The sequence below is a fragment of the Lentibacillus sp. Marseille-P4043 genome (assembly GCF_900258515.1).
Classification (GTDB): Bacteria; Bacillota; Bacilli; order Bacillales; family Amphibacillaceae; genus Lentibacillus_C.
Genome location: NZ_LT984884.1, coordinates 1,319,571 through 1,340,921 on the forward strand (window position 1 = coordinate 1,319,571; position 21,351 = coordinate 1,340,921).

At 42.4% G+C, this 21,351-nt stretch carries 21 protein-coding genes; 17 read left to right on the plus strand and 4 right to left on the minus strand.

Annotated elements, in window-relative coordinates; genetic code table 11:
• Positions 1-416 precede the first annotated feature (416 nt).
• The 3 genes from spoIIID to C8270_RS19830 all read left to right on the plus strand — a co-directional run bounded on the left by spoIIID (position 417) and on the right by C8270_RS19830 (position 2,021).
• Positions 417-704: a sporulation transcriptional regulator SpoIIID gene (spoIIID, locus tag C8270_RS06625; protein ID WP_106496078.1), complete on the plus strand. Its 288-nt coding sequence runs from the start codon at positions 417-419 to the stop codon at positions 702-704.
• A 162-nt stretch (positions 705-866) separates the two neighbouring features.
• Entirely contained in the window at positions 867-1,550 is a 684-nt protein-coding gene (locus C8270_RS06635; RefSeq protein WP_106496080.1) for a hypothetical protein, read from the plus strand.
• 33 nt (positions 1,551-1,583) lie between these two features.
• On the plus strand, positions 1,584-2,021 hold the full coding sequence (locus tag C8270_RS19830) for a hypothetical protein (protein ID WP_158701627.1): 438 nt from the start codon (positions 1,584-1,586) through the stop codon (positions 2,019-2,021).
• A gap of 34 nt (positions 2,022-2,055) precedes the next feature.
• Here the strand turns inward: C8270_RS19830 and C8270_RS06640 are convergent, their stop codons facing one another.
• The gene (locus C8270_RS06640; RefSeq protein WP_234028499.1) at positions 2,056-3,105 is read right to left on the minus strand and encodes a nuclease-related domain-containing protein; all 1,050 of its coding nucleotides are present in this window, start codon (positions 3,103-3,105) and stop codon (positions 2,056-2,058) included.
• 80 nt (positions 3,106-3,185) lie between these two features.
• Between C8270_RS06640 and C8270_RS19835 the strand changes: the two genes are divergently transcribed.
• From C8270_RS19835 to C8270_RS06660, 5 genes are all read left to right on the plus strand, one after another.
• Positions 3,186-3,359: a hypothetical protein gene (locus C8270_RS19835; protein WP_158701628.1), complete on the plus strand. Its 174-nt coding sequence runs from the start codon at positions 3,186-3,188 to the stop codon at positions 3,357-3,359.
• A 632-nt stretch (positions 3,360-3,991) separates the two neighbouring features.
• A complete protein-coding gene (locus C8270_RS06645; protein ID WP_106496081.1) occupies positions 3,992-4,993 on the plus strand; it encodes a rod shape-determining protein in 1,002 nt (333 codons plus the stop codon).
• 103 nt (positions 4,994-5,096) lie between these two features.
• Positions 5,097-5,900 (plus strand): flagellar hook-basal body protein, encoded by an 804-nt coding sequence (locus tag C8270_RS06650; protein WP_106496082.1) that lies wholly within the window; start codon positions 5,097-5,099, stop codon positions 5,898-5,900.
• Positions 5,901-5,911: 11 nt separating this feature from the next.
• On the plus strand, positions 5,912-6,742 hold the full coding sequence (locus C8270_RS06655; protein ID WP_106496083.1) for a flagellar hook-basal body protein: 831 nt from the start codon (positions 5,912-5,914) through the stop codon (positions 6,740-6,742).
• Positions 6,743-6,919: 177 nt separating this feature from the next.
• On the plus strand, positions 6,920-7,501 hold the full coding sequence (locus C8270_RS06660; protein WP_106496084.1) for a DNA-directed RNA polymerase subunit beta: 582 nt from the start codon (positions 6,920-6,922) through the stop codon (positions 7,499-7,501).
• A 52-nt stretch (positions 7,502-7,553) separates the two neighbouring features.
• Here the strand turns inward: C8270_RS06660 and C8270_RS06665 are convergent, their stop codons facing one another.
• Positions 7,554-7,700: a lmo0937 family membrane protein gene (locus tag C8270_RS06665; RefSeq protein ID WP_106496085.1), complete on the minus strand. Its 147-nt coding sequence runs from the start codon at positions 7,698-7,700 to the stop codon at positions 7,554-7,556.
• 208 nt (positions 7,701-7,908) lie between these two features.
• Between C8270_RS06665 and fabZ the strand changes: the two genes are divergently transcribed.
• A complete protein-coding gene (fabZ, locus tag C8270_RS06670; RefSeq protein WP_106496086.1) occupies positions 7,909-8,328 on the plus strand; it encodes a 3-hydroxyacyl-ACP dehydratase FabZ in 420 nt (139 codons plus the stop codon).
• 604 nt (positions 8,329-8,932) lie between these two features.
• Here the strand turns inward: fabZ and C8270_RS06675 are convergent.
• A complete protein-coding gene (locus tag C8270_RS06675) occupies positions 8,933-9,820 on the minus strand; it encodes a TetR/AcrR family transcriptional regulator (protein WP_106496087.1) in 888 nt (295 codons plus the stop codon).
• Between the two features lie 230 nt (positions 9,821-10,050).
• Here C8270_RS06675 and C8270_RS06680 point away from each other — a divergent pair, with 230 nt between their 5' ends.
• The 3 genes from C8270_RS06680 (at position 10,051) to C8270_RS06690 (ending at position 14,700) form a co-directional block, all read left to right on the plus strand.
• Entirely contained in the window at positions 10,051-10,650 is a 600-nt protein-coding gene (locus tag C8270_RS06680; protein WP_106496088.1) for a hypothetical protein, read from the plus strand.
• Positions 10,651-10,860: 210 nt separating this feature from the next.
• A complete protein-coding gene (locus C8270_RS06685) occupies positions 10,861-14,043 on the plus strand; it encodes an efflux RND transporter permease subunit (protein ID WP_106496089.1) in 3,183 nt (1,060 codons plus the stop codon).
• A 258-nt stretch (positions 14,044-14,301) separates the two neighbouring features.
• Positions 14,302-14,700 (plus strand): hypothetical protein, encoded by a 399-nt coding sequence (locus tag C8270_RS06690; RefSeq protein WP_106496090.1) that lies wholly within the window; start codon positions 14,302-14,304, stop codon positions 14,698-14,700.
• 130 nt (positions 14,701-14,830) lie between these two features.
• On the opposite strand, the gene C8270_RS06695 is transcribed toward C8270_RS06690, so the two are convergent.
• Positions 14,831-15,019, minus strand: a complete 189-nt coding sequence (locus C8270_RS06695; protein ID WP_106496091.1) for a YjfB family protein — start codon at positions 15,017-15,019, stop codon at positions 14,831-14,833.
• 148 nt (positions 15,020-15,167) lie between these two features.
• Here C8270_RS06695 and C8270_RS06700 point away from each other — a divergent pair, with 148 nt between their 5' ends.
• The 5 genes from C8270_RS06700 (at position 15,168) to C8270_RS06720 (ending at position 21,195) form a co-directional block, all read left to right on the plus strand.
• Positions 15,168-15,644, plus strand: coding sequence for a competence protein ComK (locus C8270_RS06700; protein ID WP_106496092.1), 477 nt, complete (start codon positions 15,168-15,170; stop codon positions 15,642-15,644).
• A 232-nt stretch (positions 15,645-15,876) separates the two neighbouring features.
• Positions 15,877-16,689 carry a hypothetical protein gene (locus C8270_RS06705; protein ID WP_158701629.1) on the plus strand — a complete coding sequence of 271 codons (813 nt, stop codon included), beginning with the start codon at positions 15,877-15,879 and terminating at the stop codon, positions 16,687-16,689.
• Positions 16,690-16,765: 76 nt separating this feature from the next.
• Positions 16,766-17,092, plus strand: a complete 327-nt coding sequence (locus tag C8270_RS06710; protein ID WP_106496094.1) for a hypothetical protein — start codon at positions 16,766-16,768, stop codon at positions 17,090-17,092.
• A gap of 183 nt (positions 17,093-17,275) precedes the next feature.
• Positions 17,276-18,130: an efflux RND transporter periplasmic adaptor subunit gene (locus tag C8270_RS06715; RefSeq protein ID WP_106496095.1), complete on the plus strand. Its 855-nt coding sequence runs from the start codon at positions 17,276-17,278 to the stop codon at positions 18,128-18,130.
• Positions 18,127-21,195: an efflux RND transporter permease subunit gene (locus C8270_RS06720; RefSeq protein ID WP_106496096.1), complete on the plus strand. Its 3,069-nt coding sequence runs from the start codon at positions 18,127-18,129 to the stop codon at positions 21,193-21,195. Before C8270_RS06715 ends, C8270_RS06720 begins: the two co-directional genes overlap by 4 nt.
• The last annotated feature ends 156 nt before the right edge of the window (positions 21,196-21,351 follow it).

Sequence of the window (21,351 nt, forward strand, 5' to 3'; positions counted from 1 at the left end):
TTTGAGTTGACTGCGACCAGTTTTCTGTCCTACAGATCGTATTTACCCCTTGTTTATAAAAATACTTCTTGTCCTTTCACTGAATCGTGTGAATTTAATCATATTCCACTAAAATTGGTAATAAAATGTTACAAACCAAGCAATCAATTAGTGTCTGAGGTGAGAGCTTGTGTAGCATGTCAAGCCATTTGACTCCCCCCAATACATACAATTTTTATCACCAAGCATATTGCACATATAAATCATTAATTTTAATAGACCGTTTGAGGGACAATGCGTTCCTCTATTTTTGAAAATTAAAAATTATACAAGGCATAGCTGCACAATGATCGTTCTAGTTATAAAGTCGCAAACATCTTGACCACCTTGTCTCAGGTCCACACCTCGGAAACAGACAACATAGGGAGGCGAACGGTGTGCACGATTACATCAAGGAAAGGACTATCAGGATAGGGAAAGCTATCGTGGAGACGAGGAAAACTGTCCGTATGATAGCAAAAGAATTTGGTGTTTCAAAAAGCACTGTCCACAAAGATTTAACCGAACGATTACCAGAAATAAATCCAGAACTTGCAAACGAGGTAAAAAATATTCTCGAATACCACAAATCAATCCGTCATCTCCGCGGAGGAGAAGCAACCCGAAAAAAGTATAGTGTTGAACTAGAACCAGGAAAAGAATCGACTATTGAGCCAGTTGGATGAAACAGAAGGGATGTTCATTAGGGAGGTGATGGATGGGAGTTTAATTAGAATGAGTAAAGGTACTTATTTACTAGCTTCAACTAAAAACCCAGCCCAATATGGTTGGGTTTTTAGTCGTTTATTAGATGCCTCTCGGATAGCAGACGCAGGATCTTCCAGGGAGTGAGAACATCATCCGATCATAGCATCGGCGGGAGCACGGGAACATCAGCGCGAGCGGCAGAACATCGGCGCGAGAACGAGAACATCGACCCGAGCGCAGAAACATCGGCGGGAGCACGGGAACATCGGCGCGAAACGCGAAACATCGTCCCGAGCGCGAGGACATCGGCGCGAAACGCGAAACATCGTCCCGAGCGCGAGGACATCGGCGCGAAACGCAAAAACATCGGCGGGAGCACAGGAACATCAGCGCGAGTGGCAGAACATCGGCGCGAAACGCGAAACATCGTCCCGAGCGCAGAAACATCGGCGCGAAACGTGAAACATCGTCCCGAGCACGGGAACATCAGCGCGAGCGGCAGAACATCGGCGCGAGAACGAGAACATCGTCCCGAGCGCGAGGACATCGGCCCGAAATGCGAAAACATCGTCCCTAGCGCGGAAACATCGGCGCGAAACGTGAAACATCGTCCCGAGCACGGGAACATCAGCGCGAGCGGCAGAACATCGGCGCGAGAACGAGAACATCAACCCGAATGCGGGAACATCAACCCGAGCGCGAGAACATCGGCGCGAATCGCAAAAACATCGGCGGGAGCACAGGAACATCAGCGCGAGCGGCAGAACATCGGCTCGAGAACGAGAACATCGTCCCGAGCGCAAAAACAACGGCGCGAAACGTGAAACATCGGCGGGAGCACAGGAACATCAGCGCGAGTGGCAGAACATCGGCTCGAGAACGAGAACATCGTCCCGAGCGCGAGAACATCGGCGCGAAACGCGAAACATCGTCCCGAGAGCGGAAACATCGACCCGAATCGCAAAAACATCGGCGCGAAACGTGAAACATCGGCGGGAGCATGGGAACATCAGCGCGAGCGGCAGAGCATCGGCTCGAGAACGAGAACATCGTCCCGAGCGCGAGGACATCGGCGCGAATCGCAAAAACATCGGCGGGAGCACGGGAACATCAGCGCGAGTGGCAGAACATCGGCGCGAGAACGAGAACATCAACCCGAATGCGGGAACATCGGCCCGAAATGCGAAAACATCGTCCCTAGCGCGGAAACATCGGCGCGAAACGTGAAACATCGTCCCGAGCGCGAGAACATCGACCCGAGAAGGAGTATCATCCCCAAACCAGAGGATCATTGAGTATGCTGAACCAGTTTTAAAATGACTTTTTAGCTTAATCGAAAATAGATTTGAATTTACCTGGAAAATCGGAGTTTTGCGGGAAGTCATTAACGTATGGTGCGAGGTATTTTCTTGCGCTGTTTTTCCCGGTGTATTTTAAATTCATGGATTTAAGAATTACATAGATGCTTTTAGGTGATTCTATTTGCAGTAAATCTCGGCATTGTTTATTTGTGATTGTGTTGTTATAAAGTAGGAAATAATCTAATATAATACGTTCGTGTGCGGAGTGTTCAGTAGTTGAACATTTTGGGCAAGACCATTTTTTGTAAAGACGAATCATGGGGTAGTATGCACATGAAGGACATGACACACCCTTAATAAGGTGATGATCCTGGATATTGTATCTTCTGATTAAGTCAGGATGATGTGGATTGTTATTAGTTATTATCGAATCACTTATCATTTTTATTTGGCTTTTGTTCAATATATTTTTTGTGTACTTCTTATTAATCTCGTCCAAATGCAAATGTAAACTTTCCGTTCGAATTATCTTCTTATAAATGCCTGGATCATTTTGTTTAATTCTAAAAATAGTGGATGGATTACTAATCACTACTAAAGTTTCGATCGGGATTGTTATACCAAGCCTCTGTAGCCAAGCTTTTAAATGCATTTTTTGTGTCTCGGCTTGTAATACTGGATCCTTGATTGCAGTTATTTTATCACCGTTTTTCTGAATTAATTGATTTAACTCTGCGTCATATTCCAGTTCGCCAGCAAGATTTTTAATTTCCAGTATGCATATGAAATTCTTGGAAAGGATTAGCGTGTCAATTTGAAAGGAATTGTTGTGATTTTTTAAGCGGATGTTGTGAAAAATGAAGAAGTCTTTATGTGGATAGATTGATAAGTTATAATCAACCTCTTTCTCACCGTAATATCCAGCATTAAACCGATTATAATCTTCTATGAGTTTTCGATTTGTTCTGTATCTCTCTTTCAAATTTCGAAATAATGCCTCGTAACATAAAATAACAGATGGCTTTTTTCTTAGCAGCATAATGACCAAAAAAATTTCCCCTTTCTTTCTATAGTACATATAGTAATTCGACAAAAAATGAAAAAGTCCTTTAATTAAATATAAAATTTTTGTGAACATTTATATAACAAGTTAATTATTTGCCAGAAAACGAGGCCAGAATAACTATCCATAACCGAAAACATCAACCCGAGAGCAGAAACATCGACCCGAATCGCAAAACATCAACCCGAGCGCGGAAACATCGGCGCGAGCGCAAGAACATCGTCCCGAGAGCGAGAACATCAACCCGAGTCGCGAAACATCGACCCTAATCGCAAAACATCAACCCGAGCGCGGAAACATCGGCGCGAGCGCAAGAACATCGTCCCGAGAGCGAGAACATCAACCCGAGAGCAGAAACATCGACCCGAATCGCAAAACATCAACCCGAGCGCGGAAACATCGGCGCGAGCGCAAGAACATCGTCCCGAGAGCGGAAACATCGACCCGAATCGCGAAAACATCGGCGCGAGCACGGGAACATCAGCGCGAGCGGCAGAACATCGGCGCGAGAACGAGAACATCAACCCGAGCACGAGAACATCAACCCGAATCGCGAAACATCAACCCGAATCGCAAAACATCAACCCGAACGCGAAAATATCGACCCGAGCGCAGAAACATCGGCGCGAGAAGAGAAACATCAACCCGAGCGCGAGAACATCAACCCGAATCGCAAAACATCGGCCCGAATCACGAAACATCAACCCGAATCGCGAAACATCAACCCGAAACCCATCAACCACGCCTAGTTCGCAATACCTATTTCCCCTACAAAATTCACCGAACTTTTTTCCATTATATGCAGTTAATTGTTGAATTTTGTGGTAAAATATAATATTAGTAGCATTATGTCCTCTGACAGGTGCGAGATGAGTATATGTAGCAGGGAGGATCTAGATTCATGTTTTCTAGGGATATTGGAATTGACCTTGGAACTGCCAATGTTTTGATTCACTTAAAAGGAAAAGGGATAGTTTTGGATGAGCCATCAGTCGTTGCGATGGATCGCACCACAGGCAGGGTGCTTGAGGTTGGCGAGGCAGCGCGTCGAATGGTTGGTCGTACACCAGGAAATATTGAAGCCATTCGTCCATTAAAGGATGGAGTAATTGCGGACTTTGATGTAACAGAAGCAATGTTAAAACATTTTATAAATAAAATTAATGTAAAAGGATTTTTGTCGAAACCGAGAATGCTGATTTGCTGCCCAACGAACATTACGAAGGTGGAGCAGAAAGCAATTAAGGAAGCGGCTGAAAAATCAGGTGGTAAGAAAGTTTATTTGGAAGAAGAGCCAAAAGTAGCGGCGATTGGAGCTGGGATGGAAATTTTCCAACCGAGTGGAAATATGGTCGTTGATATTGGTGGCGGCACAACGGATGTGGCTGTCCTTTCAATGGGTGATATTGTTACAGCACAATCGATCAAGATGGCTGGCGACAAATTTGACGGAGAAATTCTTCAATACATAAAGAAAAAGTATAAATTGTTAATTGGGGAACGTACTGCGGAAGATATTAAGATTAATGTCGCGACTGTTTTTGAAAATTCTCGAAAAGAAGAAATGGATATTCGCGGCCGTGATATGGTTTCTGGATTACCACGGACGATTACCGTTTATTCAGATGAAATTGAGGGTGCCCTAAGGGAATCAGCAGCATTGATTACCCAGGCGGCCAAATCAGTTTTAGAACACACACCACCGGAATTATCCGCAGATATTATTGATCGCGGTGTTATTTTGACAGGTGGGGGAGCAATGATTCACGGTATCGATCAGTTGTTAGCAGAAGAATTAAAAGTTCCTGTTTTTATGTCAGAAGAGCCGATGAATTGTGTTGCCAAAGGGACAGGCATCATGTTAGAAAACATTGATAAAATTGAACGCAAAAAAATTGTTTGATCCATGATAAAGGAATTTTCTCAGACGAAAAACCTAATCTGTCTATCTACTTACCCATTATTTTAATGTTTTAAACCAAAATTAAAAGGGGGCCTTGAGCACATTGCTTAGAGGATTTTATACAGCAGCGAGTGGAATGATTGCCCAACAGCGGCGTCAGGAAGCATTGTCGAATAATATTGCAAATGCAAATACACCTGGTTATAAAGCAGATCAGCCAACATTGCGTGCATTTCCCGAGCTACTGATGCAGCAAATGGGATCGCGTCAAATTCCGACAAAGAAAGGCTTGAATTTGCCAGTGCAGCAGGACATTGGCTCTTTGAACACGGGGGTATATGTTCAGGAAAATGTCCCGAATTATGCCCAAGGTGATGTAAGAGAAACAGGTATTTCTACTGATATGGCACTCATTAATGGGGAATTGCCTGATGAAACGGGGTCGCTTTTCTTTACGGTACAAAATGAAGCAGGCGAACAGCAATATACACGAAATGGTAATTTTACTGTAGATGGACAAGGTTTTCTCACAACGAATCAAGGATATTATGTTTTAGATCAGGCTGGAAACCCAATTCAAACGGGTGGAATGGAATTTACGGTTACAGAAAATGGAGACATTCAAGTTGGTGGGCAAACGATCCCATTAGGCATTGCTTATACAGCTGATGCCAATGCCTTAGAAAAGGTAGGTAATGGATTGTTCGCCGGCGAAGCTGATGCAGTACCAGCTGGAGAAACATTCACTGTGAAGCAAGGATTTTTAGAACGTTCCAATGTTGATGCATTGCAGTCAATGACGGAAATGATGGAATCGTACCGTACTTTTGAAACAAACCAGCGTGTCTTAAAGGCATACGATGAAAGTATGGGAAAAGCTGTCAGTGAAATTGCGCGGTTAAGTTAGGAGGGTATTTTATGTCAAGAACGATGATCCAAGCAGCAGTAACAATGAATCAATTGCAGAATAAGCTTGATTTAATTGGCCATAATTTAGCGAATAGCCAAACAACCGGATATAAAAATCGTCAGGCAGACTTTTCTTCGCTGTTGTTCCAGCAAATGGACAATATGACAGACCCTGCTAACGTTGAGGGGCGCTTAACCCCTGATGGCGTGCGAGTCGGTTCGGGGGCGAAGTTAGGCCATACGAACATTGACTTATCACTTGGCTCTTTAAAAGAAACAGGTCGCTCATTGGATACGGCATTGGTGAATGAAAACCAATTATTTCAAATTCAAGTTACCGATAATGGGGTCACAGAAACACGCTATACCCGGGATGGGTCTTTCTATTTAAGCCCGATAAATAATAATCAAGCGGTTATGTTGACAACAAAAGACGGCCATCCTGTTATCGGTGAAAATGGTCCGATAACTTTTGCTGATGGATTTGATGACATCGACATTCGGTCAAATGGACAAATCTATGTTAGACGTGGCGATCAAACAGAAACGGTTGGAAAACTTTCGGTAGTTGAGGCTAATCGTCCAAGACTTTTAGAAGCTACCGGTCAAAATGAGTTTCGCTTACCAGATCTTAATGCACTTGGATTTGATTTTGCTGAAGTCATTCAAGCCACAGATCCAGCTGCCGATATTTTGAAAAGTGGGACATTGGAGCAATCGAATGTTGATATTTCTAAACAAATGACTGATATGATTACTGCACAACGATCCTACCAATTCAATGGACGGACCATTTCGATGAGCGATCAAATGATGGGTCTTGTTAATCAGCTTAGGTAGTAACATTGACGAATCACGAAAAAATCACTATAGTAGTTTTATAGAAAAGCTATCCTATGATCGGAAGTTCACTTTTTCAGAATTTGCTAGCGTCATTGAAAAGGCTATCCAAGAATTGTAGAGATTTTATGAATGGTTACATCATGAACCCTGCAAGGAAATAAGGAGAACCGTGCCATGTCCACTAACCAATCGAAGAAAAAGACTGTTAATGAAGAACAGCCCAAAAACCGGTTTCTGAACGAATTGCGTAAAAAAGGGAAACGTGTACGCTGGCGGCTGACTGCTTTGTTAAAAAAATTAAGAAAGAAATTGAAACAACTGCTGGACAAACTGCAGGAGTTGTGGAAAAAGCTTCAGGAAAAAATAAAAGAGAAGCTTAAGAAACGTCATGAGAAGAAACAAGCAAAACGGGAAAAGAAAGAAAAAGAGGCATCAGAAAAAAATGCACTCGAACCAGTAAAAGAGGAAACAGTCGAGAAAAGAAAACCTGAACCGACAAAGGAAGAAACGTCGGATAAGAAAACCCGTAAACAACAAAAGCAACAGCAAAAAGCAGAAAAGAAGAAAAACAAGAAGCCAAGACGACGTATCTTTCCAATTTGGCTACGGATCATTGTTGTACTGCTTTTTCTTGCGGGGGCGTTAATAATCGGGGCAATGGTTGGTTTTGGGGTTATCGGCGATGGCAAACCATCAGATGCACTGGAAAAGGAAACATGGCAGCATATTATTGATATTGTTCTAAAAGAAAAGTGATGATCACAAAGCATGGGTACAAGCGCGTAACCATGCTTTTTTGATGAGAGCACTAAGAATGATGCTTCCCTTTAACGAGTCGATAAATGAACACAATCAAGGCGACGACGAGCAGAATATGCACGAGTCCACCGGCAATTTTGAACAATAATCCAAGTGCCCATAAAATAAGTAAAATGACAATAATAGTCCAAAGCACCGCAATGCCCTCCTTCCTACGTTAACTTGTCCTGTTTCTTTTTTCTATATGCATGACTGAGGTGCTTTGCTAATTACAAGTCCTTACCTTGATTGCTGATACAACTTGTTGATTTCACCTGAGCAAGCTGATACCCCTTCAACTATTTCATCTATATCCCATTTCTCTGGTATAATAGGAAAAAGCATACATATTAGGAGTGATTCTCATGGATATTCAACAAATAAAAGAGATCATCCCACATCGCTATCCATTTTTGTTGGTGGACAAGGTAACGGAAATGGAAGAAGGAAAGCGCGTTGTCGGGATAAAAAATGTAACAATTAATGAGCCGTTTTTTCAAGGACATTTTCCCGATTACCCAGTGATGCCAGGTGTTTTAATCATTGAAGCATTGGCTCAAGTTGGGGCCATTACGATGTTAAATAAGGAAGAAAACAAAGGTAAAATTGGTTTCTTGGCAGGTGTTGATAAATGCCGATTTAAACGTCAAGTTAAGCCTGGCGATCAGCTAAATTTGGAAGTGGAAATTACTCGCCTAAAAGGGCCAATTGGCAAAGGAAAAGGGATTGCTACAGTTGACGGGGAAATCGCCTGTGAAGCAGAAATAACTTTTGCGATTAAATAGTACATTTTTTAATAGGGGGAATTCACCTGCATATGAAAGAGGGACCCGCATCATCGATTGTGGTGGGTCCCATTTGTTTTCTAAAAGATTGGGACTGCGATTACTCGCCCCACCGAAAACATTTGTTCCCACAGGACAAGGAATGCTTCGGCAGCGATACATCGCACGTAGAAAATTGATCTGTATTTTCAAGGAGTCTACGTATTCTGCCTTCGCTGGTAGTAGTGTTTTAATTATCAAAAGAGGAAAGCCATGGAATTTGCATTACACGATTTTTTTACTCCCTTGAACAGAAAGCTATTCTAAGCTGCGGAAAAATGCGAGACTCCTCGAAAATGAAGTACACATTTTCTTCGTGCGGTGAAGATTCAAGGATGTTTTTCCAAAGTCCAATGGGAAAAGGAACAGTCTGAAGACCCCGCAACGAGCGTCCTTTGCGAGTGAGGAGGCTGAAGCGTTCCCCATGGAAAGCGAGTATTTTTCCGCAGCGCCGGTTTAGCACTCGTCTTGTAAAGGATGGGAGGAAGTCACACTAAAGTTACTTCCCCATTTTATATCAACTACGAAATTAAAAAACAGCAAACTCTACGAAAACAGCCTTCCATTACAATAGCCGAATATCAAGTTTTTCTGATATTAATTTCCGATATTTATCGAACTGATGGATACCTTTAAAATTTGCCAGCATTCCTTGCATGACAATTTTTTTGGAGTCTGCTTTCTTAACTTCGGAAATTAGGAAGTCAATGACACCTTGCAATTCATTCACGGTTTCCTTTTTTAAATCTATTTCATTCAGAATCTTTTGCATCTCCAGCAGGTAGTTCATAACCTCTTTTTTTGCCAATTCTTCTGGCGCCTTTATGTCGGAAAAAAGCGGCATGACCTTTTCCTCGGTAAGCAGCGGCTCTTCTTTGTTCGAGATTAATGAAAGGACGATATCATCCAAGCGCTCTACAATAAACAATGCTAATTTTGGAACTTTGATCGAAACCGTATCCTGGATTAACACCTGTAAATAACTGTTTCTAATCCCCTCAAACATCGTTTCAATATCAATTACATAGGGTTTTACTTCATCCCCATAGATGGCGGTAAGATTTTTTTCGTACCATTTGTGTATTTCCAATTGCATAAACCGGATAAATTCATACAATTGTTTGTTAAAAGTAATGGCTTGTTCTTTCAATTGGGTAAAAATAAAGTTTTTATGGTTTAATACTTCATAAAACTGTACTTCCACTTGGTTGATAAAATTTTCTTTTGGATCGAGCTGTTCATCAATTACATTATTAATCCGTTCGTTCATTAATTCATAATAGTACCTAAATATTTCAACTAATAGTTCATCCTTCGATTGGAAGTGTAAATAGAAGGCACCCTTGGAAACATTGCTTTTATCGGTGATTTCTTGAATCGATGTTGAGTAAAACCCCTTATCAGCAAAAAGATCAATGGAAGTAACGATTATTTTCTTTTTCTTTTCATTCATAAACCCACGCCCTTTACCTATTCATCCTGCTTAACAAAATTTCACATCAAAATGGTGAAATAAATTCAGGCTGTTTTCTAAAAGAGTGGGACTGCGATTACTCGCCCCACCGAAGCCATTTGTTGTATTTTACATAATATCAATAAACTGCGACATAACAGCAACGTGATTTCCTTTTTCTGACCACTTCAGATGGTAGTCGAAATGATAAAACAGTGGAGGAAATACACATGCGCGAGAACATCAACCCGAGCGCGGGAACATCGACCCGAATCGCGAGAACATCAACCCGAGCACGAGAACATCGACCCGAGAACGAAAACATCAACCCGAAACGAGAAAACATCAACCCGAAACGAGAAAACATCGACCCGAATCGCGAGAACATCAACCCAGGAACGAGAACATCAACCCGAATCGCGAGAACATCAACCCGAGCGCGAGAAGATCGACCCAGGAACGGGAACATCGACCCGAATCGCGAGAACATCAACCCGAGAACGAAAACATCGACCCGAATCGCGAGAACATCAACCCGAGCGCGAAAACATCAACCCGAGAACGAAAACATCGACCCGAATCGCGAGAACATCAACCCGAGAACGAAAACATCAACCCGAGCGCGAGAACATCGAACCGAATCGCGAGAACATCAACCCGAATCGCGAAGAACATCAACCCGAGCGCGAGAACATCGACCCGAATCGCGAAACATCAACCCGAATCGCGGGAACATCAACCCGATCGGGGAGCGATTTCCTAGTTACTCGCATTTCCTATCAGCTACGAAACTAAAAACAACAAATATTACGAAAGAAGCCTTAATCTAAATCACCTATAGTTATTTATGACCAGTTAGTCATTTTATTTTTGACTTTCGTTTATCGTATCAAAAGTATTACGTAAAACACAACTTTTTTAATCAAAAGAATGTGGCTGAGCGGAAATTATTAGTTGCTTGTCAGTCGTAAATCGGTTATATTAGATATTGTGTATTATGACCAGTCAGTCATAAAATAATAACGAACGGAGTGTGCTTTTTGAAGAAAATCATCAATTTCTCGCTTAACAACAAATTTGCCATATGGATTTTAACCATTATGGTTGTTGTTGCGGGTTTATATTCAGGACTTAATATGAAACAGGAAACGATGCCGAATATTACGATGCCAAACGTTTCCGTCGTTACAACCTATCCAGGTGCAGCACCTGATGAGGTTACGGACAAAGTTACAGTACCAATTGAACAGCGGGTGGAAAATTTAAATGGTGTTGAGCTTGTTAACTCAACATCATTAGCAAACGCATCGTCTGTTCAAATTCAGTACGACTTTGATACAGATATGGACGAGGCAGCGACAGAGGTAGAGGAGGCCATCTCTAATATTTCCTTACCAGATGGAGCGGAGGAGCCGAAAGTTTCTCGGTTAAGTATAAATGCTTTTCCGGTTATGGCATTAAGTGTTAGTGATAAGGATCATTCCCTCGAACAATTGACAAAGCGGGTTGAAAATGATGTGCAACCTACTTTAGAGGGATTGGATGGCGTTTCTGATGTCCAAATTACGGGGCAGCAAGTACAAAAAGTAACGATTGATTTTGATGATGCCAAACTTAACAAATATGGCTTAACAGAAGACAAAATCAAACAACTCATTCAAGGTTCAGATGTTTCATTTCCATTGGGTCTAACCAATTTTGATGGCGAAGTGAAAAATCTGGTCATTGATGGAAATGTTGCAACGGTTGATGACTTACGAGCAATCAAAATTCCAGCTGTACCACAGTCAGCATCTCAAGGCGACATGTCTCAGCAAGGAGCAGCGCAACAAGGCGGAGCGGCCCAAGGGACAGAACAACAAAACAAAGCGGCCCAATCAAATGGAGCCAATCAACAAACACAGGCCCCTGCAGAAATACCGACTGTTCAACTAGGTGAACTAGCGGATATAGAAGTGGTTGGAGAAGCAGAATCCATTTCCCGAACAAATGGCGAAGATTCTGTTGGGATTCAAATTGTAAAGGCGCCAGATGCGAATACGGTTGAAGTTGTTAATAATGTGAAAGACGCTATTGGTGACTTTGAAGATGATTACGGTCTTACTGTAACGACTACGTTTGACCAAGGCGAACCAATTGAAGAATCGGTTAATACGATGTTAAGCAAGGCATTATTTGGTGCCCTATTTGCGATCGTGATTATTTTACTTTTCTTAAGAAGTATCAAAACGACCTTAATTTCCATTGTTTCGATCCCATTATCCTTATTAATGGCAGTGTTCCTGCTGGATCAAATGGACATCACCTTAAACATTATGACATTAGGTGCATTGACAGTGGCGATTGGTCGGGTAATTGATGACTCGATAGTTGTTATTGAAAATATTTATCGACGAATGGCCTTATCGGGTGAAAAATTACGAGGACGCGATTTAATTCGGGAAGCAACACGTGAGATGTTTATTCCGATTTGTTCCTCTACAATCGTGACCATTGCCGTATTCTTGCCGTTAGGTTTAGTAAGTGGACAAGTTGGCGAGATGTTCATGCCATTTGCTTTGGCAGTTGTCTTTGCACTCGCATCTTCCTTGATTGTCGCAGTGACAATAGTTCCAATGCTTGCACATTCACTGTTTAAAAAAGATTTAAACAAAATGGCAACAAACGAAACTGTTCAACACGAGAAAAAGCCGAATAAATTAACAAGAGGATACAAACGCATTCTCGATTGGGCATTAAATCACAAATTGATAACCTTTGGCGGATCTGTCATTGTATTAGTACTCAGCTTCTTACTAGTACCAGTCATCGGTGTTAGCTTTTTACCAGATGAAGAACAAAAAATGATCATGGCTACGTACAGCCCTGAACCAGGAGAAACTAGGGAGGAAGCGGAAGAAGTAGCATATGATGCGGAAGAATACATTAGCAACCATGACGGTGTTACAACCTATCAATTTTCATTAGGTGGCGGTAGCCCAATGGGTGGAATGATGGGAATGGGTGGAGATAATTCCGCACTATTCTTCATTGAGTATGATTCTGATTTTGAAAACTTTAACGATGAAACAACAAAAGTGATTGATACCCTCAATAAAAATACGGACAAAGGCGAATGGGGTAGTATTGATTTTGCTAGTATGGGTTCAGGATTGGAAATGTATGTTTACGGCGATAACACAGAAGATATCCAAGGTGCCGTTGATCAAATTCTCCCTGTCATGAAAGAAAATGATGATTTGGAAAAAGCCGAATCAAGCCTATCGGAAGCCTATGATCAATATACACTAGTCGCAAATCAGGAAAAATTAAGTCAATCTGGATTGACAGCAGCACAAATTGGTATGAATTTAAGTGATTCAGGTGAAGCTCCAATCCTTACAACGGTAAAACATGATGGCGAAGATGTGAATGTATATATCGAAGTGGATGAGAAACAGTATGACAGTATTGATGATTTGAAGGACTCCGAAATTCAAACACCATTAGGAACAACAGTGAAAGTAAAAGATGTGATGGATGTTGAAGAAGGAAAATCACCAGATACAATTGAACGTCGAGAAGGAAAAATGTATGCATCACTTTCTGCAGACATCAAAACAGATGATGCAGCAGCTGTTTCAAAAGAATTAGAAGACAAAATTAGTGATTTGGACTTGCCTGATGGGGTGAGTGTTGATTTTGGCGGGGTAACTGAGCAAATCAACGAATCATTTACACAATTAGGACTTGCTATGTTAGCTGCAGTAGCAATTGTCTACTTTGTCCTTGTCGTCACGTTTGGCGGGGCATTAGCACCATTTGCGATCCTGTTCTCCTTACCATTTACGATCATTGGCGGACTGGTTGCACTTTGGATTGCCAACGAACCATTAAGTGTATCAGCAATGATCGGTGCGTTGATGTTAATTGGAATTGTGGTAACGAACGCAATTGTGCTGATCGATCGTGTTATTCATAAAGAAAAAGAAGGACTTTCAACAAGAGAAGCGCTTCTTGAGGCAGGTTCAACAAGGTTAAGACCAATCTTGATGACTGCACTCGCAACAATCGGTGCCCTCATACCACTGGCAATTGGTATGGAAGGTGGCGGACTTATCTCGAAAGGACTTGGTGTGACGGTAATTGGCGGTCTCACAAGTTCAACGATATTGACGCTCGTGATTGTACCAATTGTTTATGAAGCACTCGCAAAGTTTCGCAAAAAAAAGACGAATGAATAAGTAACATGCTAGTATCTTTGGCTTAAATTGAGCTGAAGATACTAGCTTTTTGTTTAGGCATTTTTTCCAAAAAATTGTTGAAGAAATATCTAAGCATATATTTTCTGGGTCTAGCCGCGCCTGAAAAGCGAAGATACGGGCTACGGGGCAGATATGACGAATACAGCTTTTGCTTAAAAAGGTCCATATTATCGTGTATTACATGAAAAAAGATGGTTAACCTAATGGCGAAAGTAAATATCTAAAGGAGGAATAGGAATGAAAAGAAAATTGTTAATAAAGTTCGGTGCACCAATTTTAGCATTATCACTTGTCGCCGCTTGTGGCAATGATGATAATGATGATCCCGTTGATGACGAGGCTCCACTAAATCAAGAGGATGATAATGGTGATTTGAACGACGATAATGACCAGAATGACTTGGATGATAACGGGGATCTCAATGATAATGATAACGGGGATATGAACGATAACGACAACCCGACGGATGATAATGGCGACTTAGATAACAATGGCAATGACAATGACATGGATCAGAACGGTGATTTAAACAACAATGATGATGCCGATATTGGTAATGGTAGCGATAATAATGACAAAGATAACGATGGCATTACCGATGACAATGATGAGGTAGATGATAATAAGAATAAATAAGAACAAAAACCCTCAATGAGTGAGGGTTTTTTTATTAAATATAAAATTTTTGTAGCTGATGAATCCTTCTTCTGAAAAAGCGTTCAGCTTAGCGCCAACGCCAGCTAGTATGCTTCCTTCAATATCGATCCTATGCCTTTATATCAATCGCGTTTCCTAGTGTTGGGTGGGCTACTGGTACTGCTGATTGCTGCAACATTTCTGTCATTTGTTGCCCTTTTTGCTCCATTACTCCCATTGATTTGTCCATAATCGCTAAGCTAGCATCTGAACGCAGTTGACTGTTTGCCATAACGACTGACATTGCTGCTACATCCATGTAATCATCACTCCTTCTAAAAAAAAGTGTACCATAATTCGACAATCCCTGCTAATTTATGAAATATTTTCAAATAATGGAGTATTAATTAGATAATTACTTCAAGGCATAGTACAATAGTCTCATAATAAACAGGAGGATATTTGTAATGGGGGTTGCCGATTCACTAATATATGAAATAACACAACAAACAAAAGCGATCATGAGAAAAGACTCTGCTTATTATCGAGCACGTATTCTGGAGGCTGGCCAGACCAAGGACAAGCTTTGCATACATAAACCGGAGAAAATACTTCAAAACAGCTGCTTAATAAATGGTTCGTCATTGTTAGGCAGAAGGACTGCTGTCAAACAAATTCTTAAGACCCGCAGCAAATTACCAATCCCGGTAATTCCTGAGAAAGATGTGTTTATGCTGCCAACAGCCTCAACCAAAAGCAAAGATTGTGTATGGCTCTCCTTTTATCACATCGAATATTACGAACAACGCGATAACCGGACGTATGTATCTTTTTACGATGGCTCAGGTATTTATGTCAACTCATCCGAAAATACGATCGATATGCAAATTAAAAAGGCCAGCCAAGTGATAACGAAAATGAACCGTCCATCCACTTTTGGCTAAGAAAGGGAGATGTAGCTGAAAAGACCTAACATATACTTCTAATCAGAACGGTAAGCACATATTGTTATAAGCGTGGGAAATAAGGAAGTTGATCATGTTGATTGATTTCCTTATTTCTATGTTATCTTTTATGAATGGCTGATTCGTTAAAAATGATCTTTTTTTAGGATTGACACAATACAAATAAATGCAATGTAGTGATAATTTTTTTGAGACGCATTCTCTTATTCTAATGTGGGTTGAGTGGTCCTTAGAAACATCAGCCCGAATCGCGGGAACATCGACCCGAATGCGAGAACATCAGCCCGAATGCGGGAACATCGCCCGGAAACGCGGAAACATCAGCCCGAACGCGGGAACATCGGCCGGAAACGCGGGAACATCAGCCCGAGTGCGGGAACATCGGCCGGAACCGCGGAAACATCAGCCGGAGCGTGGGAACATCAGCCCGAATGCGGAAACATCGACCGGAATCGCGAAACATCAGCCCGAATGCGGGAACATCGACCGGAAACGTGGAAACATCAGCCCGAACGCGAGAACATCGACCGGAATCGGAGAAACATCGGCCCGAATGCGGGAACATCGGCCGGAACCGCTGAAACATCGGCCCGAATGCGGAAACATCGCCCGGAACCGCGGAAACATCAGCCCGAATGAGGAAACATCAACCCGAATGCGGAAACATCGCCCGGAATCGTGGAAACATCAGCCCGAATGCGAGAACATCGGCCCGAATGCGGGAACATCGGCCAGAATCGTGGGAACATCGCCCGGAAACGCGGGAACATCGACCCGAATGCAGAACATCAGCCCGAATGCGGGAACATCGGCCAGAATCGTGGAAACATCAGCCCGAGCGCGAGAACATCGCCCGGAACCGCGGGAACATCGGCCCGAATGCGGGAACATCAGCCCGAACGCGAGAACATCGGCCGGAAACGCGGGAACATCGACCCGAATGCGCGAACATCAACCCGAGCGCGAGGACATCGGCCGGAAACGTGGAAATATCAACCCGAATGAGGAACATCAGCCCGAATGAGGAAACATCAGCCCGAGCGCGAGAACATCGGCCGGAAACGTGGAAATATCAACCCGAATGAGGAACATCAGCCCGAATGAGGAAACATCAGCCCGAATGCGGGAACATCGGCCGGAACCGCGGGAACATCAGCCCGAATGCGGGAACATCGCCCGGAACCGCTGAAACATCGGCCCGAATGCGGGAACATCGGCCAGAATCGTGGAAACATCAGCCCGAGCGCGAGAACATCGGCCGGAAACGCGGAAACATCAGCCCGAATGCGCGAACATCGAGCCGAATGCAAGAACTCGACCGGGAGAGCAATTTACTAGTTACGTCGCATTTTTTATCAACTACGAAATTTAAAAAGCAACGAACATTACGAAGGGAGAATCTTTTAAAAAATAATGAACTTTTTTGAAACGAACCCATCTAGTTATCCGTACTATAGGGACATATGCTAAAATGAATAAAAATACCTTGCAATGAGAACCTGAGAGTAATGCTACAAGGGAAGTACATAAAGTGTGAAATTATAATTTGATGGGCTTCACTTGCCTGTCAAATCAAATAGAGAAAAAAATAAACAAGAGGAGATACATATATGAAAAAGACATTTTTAATCGTATTATCATTTGTCTGTATTGGACTGCTCGCAGCATGTAATCAAGAAGATGAAACAAAGGAGGATAAGAAAGATAAAGTTACAGCTGTGGAGACAGCAAAAGTCGAACAAGGAAATCTGGTGATCGACAAATCCTTCTATGGCCGTACCGCACCAGAATCATCAACCCCAGTTATGGTAGCAAATCCAGCTGAATTAACGACACTTAAAGTGGAAAATGGGGATACCGTTGATGAAGATGATCTAATTGCAACCGTTGGCGGACGCAATATTTACGCACCTACGTCTGGGGAAATCGCTAATTTAACCGCAGAGGAAGACTCCATTGTGTCTAATTCCGACCCACTCGCAGTGATTATTGACCTGGATTCATTAAAACTTCAATTCACTGTTACAGCAGATGAATTGAAGTTGTTTAAAAAAGAAGCAACTTATAACGCCATTATCGATGGTGAAAAAATAGAAGCGGAAATTACGTCGATTGCGAAACTACCAAATGATACGGGATTATACCCTGTAGAAGCGACAATTGACAACGATGATGATGCCTTTTTACCAGGTGTTGTCGCTGAACTGCAAATTCCGGAGAAAAAAGTGAAAGATGCGATAATCGTACCAACAGAAGCGATTATAGAAGAAGGCGGTGAGTCGTTTATTTACGTTGTGGAGGACGATAAAGCTGTAAAAAAAGATGTCACCGTAACTGAAACTCAATCCGACCGGTCCGCTATAAAAGGGGAAGTGAAAAAAGGAGAAAACGTTATTACTAGTGGACAGCTGACATTACAAGATGGCAGTAAGGTAAACGTTGTGAAAGAGGGGAATGCATCGTGAAGTTAGTAAATACCTCTGTCAAACGTCCTGTTGGCGTCATCATGATCGTGTTAGCGATTCTTGCGCTAGGTCTCGTATCGATGCGCAGCCTTGTAATCGATCTGTTTCCAAAGATTGATTTGCCTATTGCGGTTGTTGCTACAACGTATGAAGATGCCGCACCACAGGAAGTCGAAAATTTAATCAGCCGTCCGATTGAATCATCTGTCAGCTCAGTCGAAGGAATTGAGACTGTGCAGACCCAGTCACAATCTGGATCATCGCTGGTCATGATGATGTTTAAAAATGGTACGGATCTTGACCAGGCATTGCTTGATGTAAGGGAAAAAATCGATCAAACAAAAGGATTTTTACCAGAAAGCGCAGGTGATCCAAGTGTGCTCCGCTTCAGCCCGGATCAATTACCGGTTATGTGGGTAGGGCTGACAGGAGAAGATCCAGCAACCTTAACGAAAGTCGCCGATGATCAACTTGTACCGTTTTTTGAACGACAAGGTGGGGTAGCATCTGTAACCGTTGAAGGCGGGAAAGAACGCGAAATCCAACTTATTTTAGACCAAGCAAAACTACAGCAATACGGCGTTACAGCGCAAACACTTACCCAAGCGCTCAACAGTTCGAACCAATCGGCATCAGCTGGTTCCGTTGAAAAAGGAGACAAAGACCTACAAATCCGTGTAACCGGGGAATTTGACTCCATTGACGCTATTAAACAAACGATTGTTCAAACCGAGTCAGGGGCGACCATTCATGTAGAAGATGTTGCCGAGGTCAAGGATACTTATAAGGAATCATCGTCGACAACACTCGTTAATGGCGAACCATCCATCGTCCTGTCAGTTATGAAAAAGACTGACGGCAACACGGTCGAAGTGTCTGATAACGTCAAGGCAGGCATGGATGAAATAAAAGGTGAATTGCCTGATGACGTGAATTTGGACGTCATTATCGATACATCGGAATTTATCACGCTATCAATCAATTCCGTAGTAAAGAATATTATCATTGGCGGGATAATTTCCATCTTTGTTTTACTGTTATTTTTAAAAAGTGTTCGGGCGACACTCGTTATTGGACTATCGATCCCAATTGCGATTATCTCGACATTTACACTCATGTATTTTACCGGAGAAACGTTGAATGTCTTGACACTCGGTGGATTAGCGCTCGGAATCGGGATGATGGTCGACAGTTCGATCGTTATTTTAGAAAATATATATTCCTACAGGCAGCGCGGATATAGCTTATTCGAGTCAGCGACAAAAGGGGCATCCGAACTTGCACCAGCCGTTATCGCATCAACCACAACAACATTGGTGGTATTTTTACCAATTGTGTTTGTTGAAGGAATCGCTTCTGACTTGTTTACACCATTAGCATTAGCGGTATCTTTCTCCCTAATCGCATCACTTGTTGTGGCTGTAACATTAGTGCCGATGCTGTCATCAAAATTACTATCGAAAGCAATGGAAAACCATGGACGCAGGTATTGGTTCGACCGCTTTATGGATCGAGTCAATAATGGCTACCGCAACGTACTGAAATGGGTACTGAAACACCGCAAGACAACGGTTTTCGGAACCATTGTTGCGATCGTTGCCAGCCTTGCCTTGATTCCATTTATCGGGGCAGAATTTATTCCATCTTCAGATCAAGGGCAAGTTGGAATTGAGGTGGAAGCACCAGCAGGAAGCTCCCTTGACCATACAAATGATATTGTGGAGCAAGTCAATGAGAAGTTATCCAACTATGAGGATGTAATCGAAACGAATTATGTCAGTGTTGGTGGCGGTGGCTTTGGTGCGACAGGTGGAGGCGGAAATAGTGCTTCTTATACCATGCAATTGATTCCGTCATCAGACAGGGAAAAATCAACAAAGGAAATCGTCCAAGAAATCAATGATGATGTGCAAAATATCTCTGGAGCAGAAATTGCCGTTAGCGCGATGGATAGTGGAATGAGCATGGGCGACCCTGTCTCCATTCAATTAAGCGGACCAGAGCACGAAGTATTACGAGAGCTTGGCGATCAGGTTGTTGCCCAAATTTCCCAAGTTGATGGTGTCTATAACCCAGAATCGTCCGCAACAGCGGGGGTCCCACAACAGACGATTACGATAAACGATGAAAAAGCGGCGATGTATGGATTGACACAACAACAAATCACCGGCCAAATTCAGTTGCAATTTACCGGCCAAGTGGCAACGAAATATCGCGAAGAAGGACACGAAATAGATGTTACGCTGTTGTATCCAGAAGATGAGCGGAGTAAAATCAGCGACTTGCAAAACATGAACATCCAATCACCAGATGGTACGACAATCCCGCTTGAAGATGTAGCGGAATTCAAGGAAATCCAAGGACCCGTAACATTAACACGGGAAAATCAGCAACCACAGATGAATGTAACAAGTGAAATCGTCGACCGTGATTTGGCGAGTATTACAACAGATATTGAAGCAACGCTAGATGACATGAATTTTCCAGAAGGATACAGCTATAATATCGGCGGCCAAGCAGAGGACATGGCCAAATCATTTTCCGATTTGGCAGTAGCACTAGTATTCTCTATATTCTTGGTATATGCAGTCATGGCAGTGCAATTTGAGAACTTCCTATTCCCATTAATCATCATGTTCTCCATGCCAGCAACTGTTATCGGCGTTATGCTCGGACTATTCGTAACCGGATTACCATTAAGTATCCCGGCATTTATCGGGGTCATCATGCTCGCGGGTATCGTCGTCAATAACTCGATTGTTTTAGTTGATTATATCAATATATTACGGCGCAAAGGCATTGATCGTTATGAAGCAATTTTGCAAGCAGGACCAAGCAGGCTGCGCCCAATCCTGATGACAACTTTAACAACCATCCTAGGCATGGTGCCACTAGCACTAGCGTTAGGTGAAGGTGCAGAAACACAGCAGCCATTAGCAATCACGATCATATTCGGACTTGGCGTCTCCAGTATCTTTACACTGTTATTGATACCAGTTGTTTATACATTGTTCGATGATTTGACTGCGAAGATAACGAGAAGGAATAAGAAGAAGAAGGCATAAGTGCTTTTTGGGACAACAAAAATACACGAATTAAGGGTGCTAATCATTTTATGATTGGTACCCTTTTTTTATAAAGTGTTATCTATTTGCTGGGGTCTTGAATTGAAAAATATTCAAACTATTCGTGGTGTTTATGATAAACTGAATATAGATTGT

Excerpts from the sequence above, each read along its gene's own strand:
- C8270_RS06715 (WP_106496095.1), top strand. The coding sequence starts at position 17,276 with ATGAAAAAGACATTTTTAATCGTATTATCATTTGTCTGTATTGGACTG.
- C8270_RS06645 (WP_106496081.1), top strand. The coding sequence starts at position 3,992 with ATGTTTTCTAGGGATATTGGAATTGACCTTGGAACTGCCAATGTTTTG.
- C8270_RS06695 (WP_106496091.1), bottom strand. The coding sequence starts at position 15,019 with ATGGATGTAGCAGCAATGTCAGTCGTTATGGCAAACAGTCAACTGCGT.
- C8270_RS06700 (WP_106496092.1), top strand. The coding sequence starts at position 15,168 with ATGGGGGTTGCCGATTCACTAATATATGAAATAACACAACAAACAAAA.
- fabZ (WP_106496086.1), top strand. The coding sequence starts at position 7,909 with ATGGATATTCAACAAATAAAAGAGATCATCCCACATCGCTATCCATTT.
- C8270_RS06680 (WP_106496088.1), top strand. The coding sequence starts at position 10,051 with ATGCGCGAGAACATCAACCCGAGCGCGGGAACATCGACCCGAATCGCG.
- C8270_RS06655 (WP_106496083.1), top strand. The coding sequence starts at position 5,912 with ATGTCAAGAACGATGATCCAAGCAGCAGTAACAATGAATCAATTGCAG.
- C8270_RS06640 (WP_234028499.1), bottom strand. The coding sequence starts at position 3,105 with ATGTACTATAGAAAGAAAGGGGAAATTTTTTTGGTCATTATGCTGCTA.
- C8270_RS06705 (WP_158701629.1), top strand. The coding sequence starts at position 15,877 with ATGTGGGTTGAGTGGTCCTTAGAAACATCAGCCCGAATCGCGGGAACA.
- C8270_RS06675 (WP_106496087.1), bottom strand. The coding sequence starts at position 9,820 with ATGAATGAAAAGAAAAAGAAAATAATCGTTACTTCCATTGATCTTTTT.
- C8270_RS06710 (WP_106496094.1), top strand. The coding sequence starts at position 16,766 with ATGAGGAAACATCAGCCCGAATGCGGGAACATCGGCCGGAACCGCGGG.
- C8270_RS06660 (WP_106496084.1), top strand. The coding sequence starts at position 6,920 with ATGTCCACTAACCAATCGAAGAAAAAGACTGTTAATGAAGAACAGCCC.
- C8270_RS06690 (WP_106496090.1), top strand. The coding sequence starts at position 14,302 with ATGAAAAGAAAATTGTTAATAAAGTTCGGTGCACCAATTTTAGCATTA.